Raw genomic sequence first — 11,866 nt, 5'->3', positions numbered from 1 at the left:
CACGGTGCCCGAGCGTAACGAAGTGGGTGCGGGAGGGGCCGCCTTCGCCCGCTCCCGCACCCACGCTGACGCGGCACCGTGTCGCGGGCGATCGTTGTCAGCCCCAGCCATGGAATCACCATGGCTCAGCCCTCCGCCTTGCCTGACGCGATTTTGGACTGCAACGCAGGTGCGATTCATTCTGTTACAGGCTCTAAGCGTACCGCCAACATGGCTGGAGTCATCAAGGGATCGTTTGGGTCGGTTTCGTGAACAATCCGCAGGTAGAACGCGGCATAAGGCGCAAGAAACGCCAGTGTCACCGCCAAAATGCGCCAGCCGTTCCAGGCCGGCCGTCGCCAATCGGGCTATACACGCTTGGAGGGGCGCTCTGTGCCGCCACCGACGATACTAAACATTACCATTTCACTCCACCTTCGGTCGGCGGTTGCGCCGGGCAGGGGTGAATTTCGAGGACCGCCAGGACCTGCTGGGGCACAAGGCCGGGAGGGTGACGACGGAGTACTCCGCGGCGGAGATAGACGATCTGATCCGGGCTGCGGAGAGGGCGACAGTCGAACCGCCCCACAAAAGCCCCACAATCGGTCTGGTTCAGGCGGCGAGAGGCTGCAAGTGCTTGATTTAAATGGTGGCTAGAGGCGGGATCGAACCGCCGACCTCAGCATTATGAGTGCCGCGCTCTAACCGTCTGAGCTACCTAGCCACTGAGGGGTCGCAAAGTTTATAGAAAGCGGCGGTTTGAGTCGAGTTTTTGCCCGCTTTTCGGCTCCGAAGCCCGGTTTTACACCCCACCGGAAAAGCGGGCGGGGCGGCTCAGGCCTGCCGGCGGATCGAGGTGACGGTCTTGCGCCGCCGGTCCCCGCCGTACAGGTAATCCCGGGTCAGCGGCAGGCGGTTCAGGCTGCGCTCCATCTGCGCGTGGAACACCACCAGGTCGCCCCAGCGGAAACCGGCCTCGGACACCAGCAGGTAGAACTCCCACATGCGGCAGAACCGCTCGCCGAACCGATCGGCGAAGCTGTGGCGGTGAATCTGGAAGCGCCGGTTCCATTCCGCCAGGGTGCGGGCATAGTGCAGGCGCCACACCTCGAAGTCGGTGAGGATCAGATCCTTGGGCTCCATCGCCGCCATCACTTCCGAGGCGGCCGGAATGTAGCCGCCGGGGAAGATGTATTTGCGGATCCAGGGATTGCTGCCCCCGGGCGGGGTAGTGCGACCGATGGTATGCAGCAGGGCGGTGCCGTCCGGCGTCAGCAGGTCGTGCACCTGCTGGAAGAAGTTGCGGTACTGCGGCCGCCCCACGTGCTCGAACATGCCCACGCTGACCACCGCATCGAAGTCGCCGCGGGTGTCGCGGTAATCCTCCAGACGGAACTCCACCTGCTTGCCCAGCCCGCGCTCCTGCGCCCGGCGCTGGGCCACCTTGAGCTGCTCTTCCGATAGCGTGATGCCGGTCACCCGCACGTCGAAGCGCTGCGCCAGGAAGAACGCCAAGCTGCCCCAGCCGCAGCCGATATCCAGCACCCGGGCCCCCGGCTTCAGGTCCAGCTTGGCGGCGATGTGCGCGCACTTGGCCTGCTGCGCCGACTCCAGGCTCATCGGCTCGTCGCGGCCTTCGTCGTTGAAATAGGCGCAGGAGTAGAACATCTCCTGATCGAGAAAGGTGGAATAGAGGTCGTAGTCCAGGTCGTAGTGGCGATGGACATTGCTGCGGCTGCGCAGCGGGTTGTTCAACTCGCCCAGCCAGGCCGCGGCATCGCCCAGCAGCTTCTCGAACCAGTTGTTATTGAGCGAGCCGGCCATGTGCATGGCCACCTTCAGCACCTGCAGCAGGTTCCCATCGGCGGGATCCCAGGCGCCGTCCATATAGCTCTGGCCGAATTGCAACTGGGGGTTCAGCAGGATCCTGTTGAGGGCGGAAGGATCGCGCAGGTGGAGCACGGCGCGCGGCTCGTTGCGGCCGAGCGTCCAGCTGCGTCCATCATCTGCCCGGAACTCCAGGCATCCTCGCCCGAATTTGCGGCTCATCCTGTTCAGCAGGAATTTCATGGCGCGCCCCTAGCCAAGTTGTTGCCTGTGGCTGAAAGACCGCGCTGCCGGATTCGGAGTTCCGCCCCCGGAGGCGGGAGCGGGCCGGGCTGCGTGCCTAGCCATCAAACCGGAAATCGACCGTACTGCAGGACAAATTATGAACCGGTGCCGGCGCCTCCGCTACTGTCCGGCCCGATTTCCAGGCGTTGCAACGGGAGCCTCACGCTCCCCCGCTCGGCTAGACGTTGAAGCGGAAGTGCATCACATCGCCTTCCTGCACGATGTATTCCTTGCCTTCCAGGCGCCAGCGCCCGGCGTCCTTGGCCCCGGCTTCGCCCTTGTACTGGATGTAGTCCTCATAGGCGATGACCTCGGCACGGATGAAGCCGCGCTCGAAATCGGTGTGGATCACACCCGCGGCCTGCGGCGCGGTGGCGCCCACCTTGACCGTCCAGGCGCGCACTTCCTGCACGCCCGCGGTGAAATAGGTTTGCAGCCCGAGCAGCTTGTAGGCGGTGCGGATGACCCGGTTCAGGCCCGGCTCTTCCAGGCCCAGATCGGACAGGAAGACGGCCTTGTCGGCATCGTCGAGTTGCGCGATCTCCGCTTCGATGGCGGCGCAGACGATCACCACTTCGGCGTTTTCCTTCGCCGCGAAACCCTTGACCCGTTCCACCAGCTCATTGCCAGCCAGGCCCTTCTCGTCGACATTGGCGATGTACAGCGCCGGCTTGGCGGTGATCAGGTGCAGCTCGCGCAGCGCCAGGCGCTCCTCGGCGTCCAGTTCCAGGCCGCGCACCGGCTGGCCCTGGTTCAGGTGCGCCTGCACCCGCTGCAGCATGCCCTGGCGGGCGATGGCCGCCTTGTCGCCGGCGCGCGCCAGCTTGGCGGCACGGTCCTGCGCCTTGGTCACCGACTCAAGATCGGCCAGGGCCAGTTCGGTATTGATCACCTCGATGTCGCGCAGCGGATCGACTCCGCCGGAGACATGGATGACGTCGTCGTCGACGAAGCAGCGCACCACGTGGGCGATGGCATCGGTTTCGCGGATATGGGCCAGGAACTTGTTGCCCAGGCCCTCACCCTGGCTGGCGCCGGCGACCAGGCCGGCGATGTCCACGAACTCCACCGCGGCGCCGAGCACGCGCTGCGGCTTGACGATCTCGGCCAGCGCATCGAGGCGCGGATCCGGCACCGCCACCACGCCCACGTTCGGATCGATGGTGCAGAACGGATAGTTCTCGGCCGCGATCTGCGCCTTGGTCAGCGCATTGAACAGGGTGGATTTGCCGACGTTGGGGAGCCCGACGATGCCGCACTTGATGCCCATAAAAACAACCGCTCCAGATTCATTGAACGTCATTCCCGCCAGGGATTGGCGGGAATCCAGTCACAGGGAGGTGTGAACGTTCCGAAAAAGGCGCTTAGCTTAGCCGAGTAGGGCTCAAAAAGCCTTCGCACCGTTCACTTTTGAACGGTTTTCCGGCCTGTTTGAGGCTCCGGTCCCGGCTGCGGCATGATGCGTCCATCGCCCTTTCCCCTCCGACCATGAACCCGACCATTCGAACCCTGACCCTTGCCCTGTTTGCCGCCGCCGGTTGCGCCTGCGCCGTCGCCGCGGAGCAGCCCGCCCCGCCGCCCGAAGAGCACCCGGTACTGGGCCAGATCGCGGCCGCCGTCAGCGCCGCCCAAATGCAGGCCACCGTCCAGACCCTGGTCGGCTTCGGCACCCGCCACACCCTCTCCGATACGCAGTCCGACACCCGCGGCATCGGCGCCGCGCGGCGCTGGGCCAAGTCGCGCTTCGCCGCCATCAGCCAGGATTGCGGCGGTTGCCTCAGCATCGTCACCCCGGCGCAGACCGTCACCGGCAAACGCATCCCCACCCCTGCCGAAGTGATGGACGTGGTGGCGATCCAGAAGGGCACCACCGATCCGGACCGCGTCATCATTCTCACCGCCCACATCGACTCGCGCGTCACCGACGTCATGAACGCCACCGCCGATGCCCCCGGCGCCGACGACAACGGCTCCGGCGTGGCCCTGGTGCTGGAGACCGCGCGGGTGCTGAGCCACTACAAGTTCGGCGCCACCATCGTCTACGGCATCCTCTCCGGCGAGGAGCAGGGACTCTATGGCGGCAAGGTGCTGGCGAAATATGCCCATGATCAGGGCTGGCGCGTGGAAACCGACCTCAACAACGACATCGTCGGCGGCAACCGCGGCCAGAACGGCGTCGTCGACAACACCCGCATCCGCCTGTTCTCCGAGGGCACGCGTGAAGCCGAGTCCGCCAAGGTCGCCAGGTTGCGCCGCTACGAGGGCGGCGAACTGGACGGACCCTCGCGCAACGTGGCGCGCGACATCAAGCGCCTGGCCGAACACTGGATTCCGAACTGGCGCGTGGACCTGGTCTACCGCGTCGACCGCTTCGGCCGCGGCAGCGACCACGAAGCCTTCAACGAGCTGGGCTATCCGGCCGTGTGCTTCCGCGAAAGCGCCGAGGACTACCGCCACCAGCACCAGGACCTGCGCACCGAGGACGGCGTGGTCTACGGCGACACCATCGACCATGTCGACTTCGACTACCTGGCCAAGGTCACTGCCACCAACGCCATCGCCGCTGCCGCCATGGCCTGGGCGCCGCCGCCGCCCGACGGCTTCAAGATCGCCGGCGGCGTCTCGCCCGACACCACGCTGAACTGGCAGGCCCTCTCCGGTCCCGCCGCCGGCGGCCTGGCCGGCTATCGCGTCTACTGGCGCGACACCGCCGAGGCCGCCTGGACCCATTCGCGCTGGGCCGGCACCGCCACCGAGCTCAAGCTGCCCGGCGTGGTCATCGACGACTGGGCCTTCGGTGTCGCCAGCGTGTCGAAGGAGGGCTTCGAAAGCCCGGTGGAATATCCCGGTCCGCAGGGCGCCTTCTGGCCCCCGGCCGAAACGGACGCCCCCGCCAAGCCCTGAATCAGTTCGGCCTCCCAAGATTCTATGGTTTTGGTCAAACTGCCAAGAGCACCTGAGGATTGAAGGAAGTGTGGTGTCGGTGGATGGACCAGGCGATGCGGGCGATCTTGCGAGCCAGGATGACCAGTAATCGTAGGGCGGCCCGTGGCCGCCGGCTGCCCCATCAAGCAGCAGCGCAGCGGCGGGCATGGCCCGCCCTACGTCGGCTTCTTCTCCGGCGGCGGCCCTTTTTCTTTTTTCGCTGCCATCTTCTCCGGATCGGTGTGCAGCAGCTGCGAGGCCTTGCTCCAGCTCTGCGTCACCAGCATTTCCAGCGCCGCCTGCGAGCGGATCAGCGCATCCTCGATCGCGCGCAGGTCGGCCTGGCTGGGGCGGCCCAGCACATAGTCCAGCACCAGGTCCTTGTTGCCCGGATGGCCGATGCCGATGCGCAGCCGCGCATAGTTCTCGCCAAGATGCTGGTGTACGCTGCGCAAGCCGTTGTGGCCGCCGTGGCCGCCGCCGAGCTTGAGCCGCGCGGCGCCGGCCGGCAGGTCCAGTTCGTCGTGGGCGACGAGGATCTGCTCCGGTGCGAACTTGTAGAAGGAGGCGAGGGCCTGCACCGCCTGGCCGCTGCGGTTCATGAAGGTGGCCGGCTTGAGCAGCAGCAGGTCGCTGCCGCCGATGCGGATGCGCGCCGTCACGCCCTGGAACTTGGACTCCACCCGGAAGTCCGCGCGGTAGGCCTCGGCCAGCTGGTCGACGAACCAGAAACCGGCGTTATGCCGCGTGTACTCGTACTCCGCGCCCGGATTGCCGAGGCCGACGATGGCGCGCACGCTGCTGTCCGTCATGCTGGTTTCAAATCCTGGAATGCCGAATCAAATTGAAGTGAGGCTGTCATCCCAAGCGTAGCGAAGGATCCGGCCTGTTTCCTTGCGTTGCCGGCCCTGTCCGAAACCAGGGCCCTCAAATAAAAACCCCGCCCGGTCATTTTCGACGGGGCGGGGCGGATGCGGCAAGCGCGGAGCCCGAAGGCCCGGTGCTTTACTTCTTCTTGTCGTCCTTCTTGGCCTCGTCGCCCTTGGCCTCGACCTTCTGCGCCGTCGCCGGTACTTCGGCGCTGGCGGCTTCGGCAGCGACGGGCTCCGGCTCGACCGCGGCGCGCGGCAGATGCACGGCGGCGACGGAAGCGTCGTTACCATGCTTCAGCTCGACCAGTGCCACGTTCGCCGGCAGCTTCAGCTGCGACATGTGCACGGCTTCGTTGACGTTGAGCGCGGACAGGTCCACTTCCAGGAACTCCGGCAGATCCTTCGGCAGGCACTCGACTTCCACCTGGATCATGTGGTGCTCGATGATGCCGCCACCGGTCTTGATGCCCGGAGCGACTTCGGCGCCCTTGAAGTGCAGCGGCACGTGCATGCGCAGCAGCTGGTCGGCGAGGACGCGCTGCAGGTCCATGTGCATGATCTCGTTGCGCACCGGGTGACGGTGCAGATCCTTCAGCACGGCCTGTTCGGTGGCGCCACCGATCTTCACGGTGAGGATGTGCGAGTAGAACGCCTCGATCTTGAGGTGCTTGCTCAGCTCATTGTGGTTCACCGTGATCGGTTGCGGCTCACCTTTGCCACCATAGATGATGGCGGGCACTTTGCCCTCATGACGCAGGCGGCGGCTCGCACCTTTGCCTCGCGTCGTGCGGACTTCTGCCTCGACGACAAATGCTTCTCTCATTGGGATATCTCTCGAAAAAACGTTGGGAAACGAAAAACGCCGCACCCGCGACCAGGCGCAGCGAGCCGCAAATTATAGGGCTGGGCAGCCGAAAACGCTAACCCCTTTGATTGAAAAGGGGAAAATCAGCCCATCCAGCGGCGTTTCAGTCGATGTAAAGTGAACTCACCGACTCTTCGGCGCTGACGCGGCGGATCGTCTCGGCCAGCAGGCCGGCGATGGAGAGCTGGCGGATCTTCGGGCAGGCCGCCGCTTCCGGGCTGAGCGGAATGGTATCGGTCACCACCAGTCCGTCCAGCTTGGAATTGGTGATATTGCTGATCGCCGCGCCGGACAGCACCGGGTGGGTGACGTAGGCGTAGACCTTGATGGCGCCGCGTTCCTTCAGCGCCGCCGCCGCCTTGCCCAGGGTGCCGGCGGTATCGACCAGGTCGTCGACCATGATGCAGGTGCGGCCATCGACGTCGCCGATGATGTTCATCACCTGCGCCTCGTTGGCGCGCGGACGGCGCTTGTCGATGATCGCCAGGTCGGCTTCATCGAGCTGCTTGGCCAGTGCGCGGGCGCGGACCACGCCGCCGACGTCGGGCGACACCACGATCAGGTTCTCGTACTTCTGGCGCCAGATGTCGCCCAGCAGCACCGGGCTGGCGTAGACGTTGTCCACGGGAATGTCGAAGAAGCCCTGGATCTGGTCGGCATGCAGGTCCACCGTCAGCACGCGGTTGGCGCCGCATTCGCCGATCATGTCCGCCACCACCTTGGCCGAAATCGGCACGCGCGCCGAGCGCGGGCGGCGGTCCTGGCGGGCGTAGCCGAAGTAGGGCACCACCGCCGTGATGCGGCCGGCGCTGGCGCGCTTCAGCGCATCCAGCATCATCAGCAGCTCCATCACGCTCTCGTTGGTCGGCATGCAGGTCGGCTGGATGATGAACACATCCTTGCCGCGCACGTTTTCCAGGATCTCGATCTGCACCTCGCCGTCGGAGAAGCGCCCCACCACCGCCTTGCCGACCGGCACGCGCAGGTAGTTGGCGATGTCCTGGGCCAGTTCCCGGTTGGCATTACCGGTGAACAGCATCAGTTGCGAGGTCGTGTCGGTCATCAGATGGACGGGGTTTGAGCGGGAATCCATGGGCATAGGTGGCACTTCCCGCTGGTCGGTCAGAAAAGGTCCGCTTTCGCGGCGTATCTACGCACTCGACTGTGCAGAACTGGGCCCCCGCCTGCGCGGGGGCATCTGATTTTCCAGGCGCGTACCGCGCTGGGAAAATCTAGATGGCTGGGGCGGATGGACTCGAACCACCGAATGGCGGGATCAAAACCCGCTGCCTTACCACTTGGCGACGCCCCAATCCGCATACGTCGAAGGATAATTATATCGCGATGCGCCGGCCGGTTGAGCGCGGGCGCCGGGAAAATGCGCCCAAAAACCTATTCCACGTTGCCCCAGGTATCGATGAACACGCGGAATCCGCGCTGCGGATCCTTGAGGGCGAATTTCTTCGGCAGGTCAAGCCCGGCCACGCTCTGGTACTCGCTGTAGACCAGTTCCCAGCCGTCCTGCTGCATCGACAGGATGTGCCCGGTGTCGTCCAGCTTGAGCGCTGCCATGTCGCCGGGAGCGGGTAGACCCAGCACCCAGTAGCGCAGGCCGTCCACCGGCAAGCTCCAGCCGAACTGCTGCTGCATCAGCACTTCCGGCTCCTGCGTCTGGTAGGTACCGCTCTTGTTCTGGATCTGCATGTTGCCCGGGCTGCCGGTGATGGCCACGGCGCCCACGCCCAGTGGGCCGTAGAAGCGCGCCTGGAAACTGGCCCCGGTCTGGATCCAGCTGAGATCGCCGCCAAAGCTGACCAGCCCGGTCTGCGCCAGGCGGCCTTGCAGGGAGAAATTCTGCACCAGCTGCAGGGCGCGGCGCCGCGCGTCCCAGCTATGCTGCGCCAGCGCGCTGTTGCCGGTATCGGCGGCCGCGTGGTCCGGCTTGACCTCGTTGAAGCAGCCCGCCAGCAGCAGGGTGGCCGCGCCGGCCGCCGTGGCGCGGAGCAGCCGCCCCAGCCCTGTCATAGGCCGAGGCGCTTGAGCGTATCGCGCAACTGGGCGTTGTCCGGATCGGCCTTCGACGCCTGGGTCAGCAGGCTATGCGCCTGGTCCTTGCTGCCCACCGCCCACAGCACCTCGCCCAGGTGCGCCGCGACTTCGGAGTCGGGGAACTCGGAATAGGCCTTCTGCAGCAGGGGCAGGGCATCCTGCGGCCGGCCCTGGCGAAAGCGCAGCCAGCCCATGCTGTCCACCACCGCCGGATCGTCCGGCGTCAGCGTCAGCGCCTTGCTCACCAGCTTGTCCGCCTCGTCGAGCCGGTCGGTATGCACGGCCAGGGTGTAGCCCAGCGCGTTGAGGGCGCGGGCATCGTCCGGCGTCTTGTCCAGGATCTTGCGCAGGTCGGTCTCGGAGTCAGTGACGCGGCCCATCCGCTCATACACCAGCGAGCGCGAATACAGCAGATCGGTGTCGTCCGGCGTTTCCTTCAGGGCTTCGCCGTACAGCTCCAGCGCATCGTCATAGGCGCCGGCTTCGAGCAGGATCTCGCCCTCGGCCATCAGGAAGCGGTCGGCCAGCGGCGGGAACTGTTCGCGCAGCGCTTCCAGGATGGTGCGCGCATCGTCCAGCCGCCCCAGCTTGGCCAGCATGGCGGCGCGGCGCACCGCGGCATCCAGGCCCTGCTGACCGTTGCTGACCTTTTCATAGTGCGCCAGCGCCTGCTTCGGCTGGTGCCGCAGCTCGGCCACGCGGCCGAGGAAGTATTCGGCATCGCCGACGCGGTCCGGCTTCTTCGCCACCACCAGGAAATGCGCCTCGGCCTCATCCAGCTTGCGGTCGTCGATCGCCAGCAGGCCCAGGTTGAAGTGGGCGTCCACATTGCCCGGCTCTTCCTTGAGCAGCTTTTCCAGCTGCTCGCGGCCATGTGCGCGCTGGTCGGACTCGATCAGCAGGCGGGCATAGCCGAGGCGGACCTCGTTGGCGTCCGGATTGTTCTTCAACACGGTGTCCATCACCTGGTCGGCGCCGTTGATATCCCCCTTCTTGACCAGGGCCCCGACCAGCAGCAGGGAGGCCTCCTTGGACGGCTTGATGGCGATCGCCTGGCGCGCCGCGCGCTCGGCCACGTCGACCTTGCCGTAGCGCAAGGCCAGCAGTCCCTGCGCCTGGTAGGCGCCGGCCTGCTTCGGATACTGCGACACCAGGCGGTCCATCAGCGCCATCGCCGCCGCCGCCTGGGCCGGCTCCTGCTGCAGCAGCAGGGCGACATGGTGGAAACCGTCGTCGACTCCGCCCGGGTGGTCGTGCACGATGGACGCGCACTCGGCATAAGCCTCGTCGTTCTTGCCCGAGCGCAGGGCCAGGCGGGTGATGACCTCACGCGCGTCCAAGCTGGGGGCATCGATCGCCTGCCACTTGCGGGCGGCCTGCAGCGCCAGGTCGTCGTCCTGCGCCATCAGCGCCTGGGCGGTGGCGCGCGCGGCGATCTGCGGGTCCGCGGTATAGTCCAGCGCCTTCAGGAACTCCCTGGCGGCGACCCCCGGCTGCTGCCGGCCGGCGGCCATTTCGCCCGCCATGACGTGGAACTGTGCTTCTTCCTGCGGCGAGGCGCTCGTCTGGTCGGCCGCGGAACCGGCCGGTTTGACCGGCGCATCATCCGCCGCCGTGGCCGGGCTGGAAGGCGTCAAGGCACAGCCGCACAGCAGAGCCAGGGTCAGGCTCAGCGACAGTCGCAACTGGGTGCGAGGCGAATACAAGGGTGGCAGCCGGTGGAAGGTGACGAAGTATTGTACGCCTTGGGCGGGTATGCGGCTTGTGTAGTTCCGTGCATTCCTTGAAAATTATAAGCAGCCATGGCCCTACTCACGCTCGGACTCAGCCACCACAGCGCTCCGCTGGATACACGCGAGCGGCTGGCTTTCACCGACGCCGAGTTGCCGGCGGCCCTGACCCGCCTGCGCGCCCTCCCCGGAGTGGAAGAGGCGGCGATCCTCTCCACCTGCAACCGCACCGAAATCCTGGCCGTCGCGGCGCCCGAGGATGAAGGTCGCCTGGTCGAATGGTGGCGGCGCGAGCGGCAGGCGCTCGCCGGCACCATCGAGCCCCACCTCTTCGTGCTGCGCGACCAGAGCAGTGTCCTGCACAGCCTGCGCGTCGCCTCCGGCCTGGATTCGATGGTGGTGGGTGAGCCGCAGATCCTCGGCCAGATGAAGCAGGCCTACGCCCAGGCGCGCGAGGTCAACACCCTCGGGCCGGTGCTGTCGCGCCTGTTCCAGCATACCTTCGCGGTGGCCAAGCTGGTGCGCAGCCGCACCCAGATCGGCGCCCACCCGGTCAGCATCGCCTACGCCGCGGTGCAGCTGGCGCAACACATCTTCTCCGACCTCAGCACCCAGACCGCCCTGCTGATCGGCGCCGGCGACACCGTGCAGCTGCTGGCGCGGCACCTGAAGACCCGTGGCGTCGGCCGCATCATCGTCGCCAACCGCAGCATCGAACGGGCGCAGACGCTGGCCGCTTCCCTGCAGGGCTACGCCATCGGCCTCAACGACCTGCCGATGCACCTGGCCGAAGCGGACCTGATCATTTCCGGCACCGCCAGCCGCGGCTACATGCTGACCCGCGAACTGGTCGCCGGCGCCATCGGCCGCCGCCGCCGCAAGCCGATGCTGATGATCGACCTGGCGGTACCGCGCGACTTCGACCCGGCCATCGCCAAGCTCGAAGACATCTACCTCTACTCGCTCGACGACCTGCGCGCCGTCATCGCCGAAAACCTCAAGGTGCGCGGCGCCGCGGCGGAGCAGGCCGAAGTGCTGGTCGGCGACTACGCCCGCGACTTCGAGAGATGGCTGGAAAGCCGCGATGCCGGCGCCACCATCCGCCGACTGCGCATGCGCGCCCGCGCCAGCCGCGACGAAGTGCTGGCCAAGGCCCAGCGCAAGCTGGCCAACGGCGAGTCGCCCGAGGCGGTGATGGCGTTCGTGGCCGATACCCTCGCCAACAAACTGCTGCATGCTCCCAGCGAACGCCTGCGCAATGCCGGCGCGGTGGAGCAGGCCATGCTGCTCGACGCAGCCCACAAACTGTTCGATCTCCCCGACGAACAATAAGC

The 11,866-nt window shown here is 66.3% G+C and carries 9 protein-coding genes, 2 tRNA genes and 1 pseudogene; 3 read left to right on the top strand and 9 right to left on the bottom strand.

The genetic code is table 11. The features are described from left to right. Positions 1-412: 412 nt before the first annotated feature. Positions 413-625, top strand: a pseudogene (locus tag BP26_RS31020) (site-specific integrase); the annotation flags it as partial. Position 626: 1 nt separating this feature from the next. Here BP26_RS31020 and BP26_RS0105925 read toward each other — a convergent pair. From BP26_RS0105925 to ychF, 3 genes are all read right to left on the bottom strand, one after another. Further along, positions 627-703: transfer RNA gene (locus BP26_RS0105925), tRNA-Met, on the bottom strand. 110 nt (positions 704-813) lie between these two features. Continuing rightward, a complete protein-coding gene (locus tag BP26_RS0105920) occupies positions 814-2,049 on the bottom strand; it encodes an SAM-dependent methyltransferase (RefSeq protein WP_157572383.1) in 1,236 nt (411 codons plus the stop codon). 220 nt (positions 2,050-2,269) lie between these two features. Further along, positions 2,270-3,361, bottom strand: a complete 1,092-nt coding sequence (gene ychF, locus BP26_RS0105915) for a redox-regulated ATPase YchF (RefSeq protein ID WP_029919653.1) — start codon at positions 3,359-3,361, stop codon at positions 2,270-2,272. Positions 3,362-3,579: 218 nt separating this feature from the next. On the opposite strand from ychF, the gene BP26_RS0105910 reads away from it, so the two are divergent. Beyond that, positions 3,580-4,995: a M28 family peptidase gene (locus BP26_RS0105910; protein WP_029919652.1), complete on the top strand. Its 1,416-nt coding sequence runs from the start codon at positions 3,580-3,582 to the stop codon at positions 4,993-4,995. Between the two features lie 197 nt (positions 4,996-5,192). Here the strand turns inward: BP26_RS0105910 and pth are convergent, their stop codons facing one another. From pth to BP26_RS0105880, 6 genes are all read right to left on the bottom strand, one after another. Then, a complete protein-coding gene (pth, locus tag BP26_RS0105905) occupies positions 5,193-5,828 on the bottom strand; it encodes an aminoacyl-tRNA hydrolase (protein ID WP_051748415.1) in 636 nt (211 codons plus the stop codon). A gap of 193 nt (positions 5,829-6,021) precedes the next feature. Continuing rightward, positions 6,022-6,711 carry a 50S ribosomal protein L25/general stress protein Ctc gene (locus BP26_RS0105900; RefSeq protein ID WP_029919650.1) on the bottom strand — a complete coding sequence of 230 codons (690 nt, stop codon included), beginning with the start codon at positions 6,709-6,711 and terminating at the stop codon, positions 6,022-6,024. Positions 6,712-6,856: 145 nt separating this feature from the next. Continuing rightward, on the bottom strand, positions 6,857-7,846 hold the full coding sequence (locus BP26_RS0105895) for a ribose-phosphate diphosphokinase (protein ID WP_301331501.1): 990 nt from the start codon (positions 7,844-7,846) through the stop codon (positions 6,857-6,859). Between the two features lie 144 nt (positions 7,847-7,990). After that, positions 7,991-8,065 (bottom strand) — tRNA-Gln (locus BP26_RS0105890). Positions 8,066-8,145: 80 nt separating this feature from the next. After that, positions 8,146-8,778, bottom strand: coding sequence for a lipoprotein insertase outer membrane protein LolB (gene lolB / locus BP26_RS27395; RefSeq protein WP_051748414.1), 633 nt, complete (start codon positions 8,776-8,778; stop codon positions 8,146-8,148). After that, a complete protein-coding gene (locus tag BP26_RS0105880) occupies positions 8,775-10,508 on the bottom strand; it encodes a tetratricopeptide repeat protein (protein WP_029919647.1) in 1,734 nt (577 codons plus the stop codon). The genes lolB and BP26_RS0105880 overlap by 4 nt, the downstream gene beginning before the upstream one ends. Before the next feature lie 96 nt (positions 10,509-10,604). Here BP26_RS0105880 and hemA point away from each other — a divergent pair, with 96 nt between their 5' ends. Next, entirely contained in the window at positions 10,605-11,864 is a 1,260-nt protein-coding gene (gene hemA / locus BP26_RS0105875) for a glutamyl-tRNA reductase (protein WP_029919646.1), read from the top strand. Positions 11,865-11,866 lie beyond the last annotated feature (2 nt).

It is taken from the genome of Nevskia soli DSM 19509, from assembly GCF_000711955.1.
In the GTDB taxonomy this organism is placed as follows: Bacteria; Pseudomonadota; Gammaproteobacteria; order Nevskiales; family Nevskiaceae; genus Nevskia; species Nevskia soli.
Note: the sequence above shows the minus strand (reverse complement) of the source record. Positions and strands in the feature narration are given on the sequence as shown.

What these genes read in the sequence shown, in the direction of transcription:
- BP26_RS0105920 (WP_157572383.1), bottom strand. Translation starts at nt 2,049, where the DNA reads ATGAAATTCCTGCTGAACAGGATGAGCCGCAAATTCGGGCGAGGATGC.
- ychF (WP_029919653.1), bottom strand. Translation starts at nt 3,361, where the DNA reads ATGGGCATCAAGTGCGGCATCGTCGGGCTCCCCAACGTCGGCAAATCC.
- BP26_RS0105910 (WP_029919652.1), top strand. Translation starts at nt 3,580, where the DNA reads ATGAACCCGACCATTCGAACCCTGACCCTTGCCCTGTTTGCCGCCGCC.
- pth (WP_051748415.1), bottom strand. Translation starts at nt 5,828, where the DNA reads ATGACGGACAGCAGCGTGCGCGCCATCGTCGGCCTCGGCAATCCGGGC.
- BP26_RS0105900 (WP_029919650.1), bottom strand. Translation starts at nt 6,711, where the DNA reads ATGAGAGAAGCATTTGTCGTCGAGGCAGAAGTCCGCACGACGCGAGGC.
- BP26_RS0105895 (WP_301331501.1), bottom strand. Translation starts at nt 7,846, where the DNA reads ATGGATTCCCGCTCAAACCCCGTCCATCTGATGACCGACACGACCTCG.
- lolB (WP_051748414.1), bottom strand. Translation starts at nt 8,778, where the DNA reads ATGACAGGGCTGGGGCGGCTGCTCCGCGCCACGGCGGCCGGCGCGGCC.
- hemA (WP_029919646.1), top strand. Translation starts at nt 10,605, where the DNA reads ATGGCCCTACTCACGCTCGGACTCAGCCACCACAGCGCTCCGCTGGAT.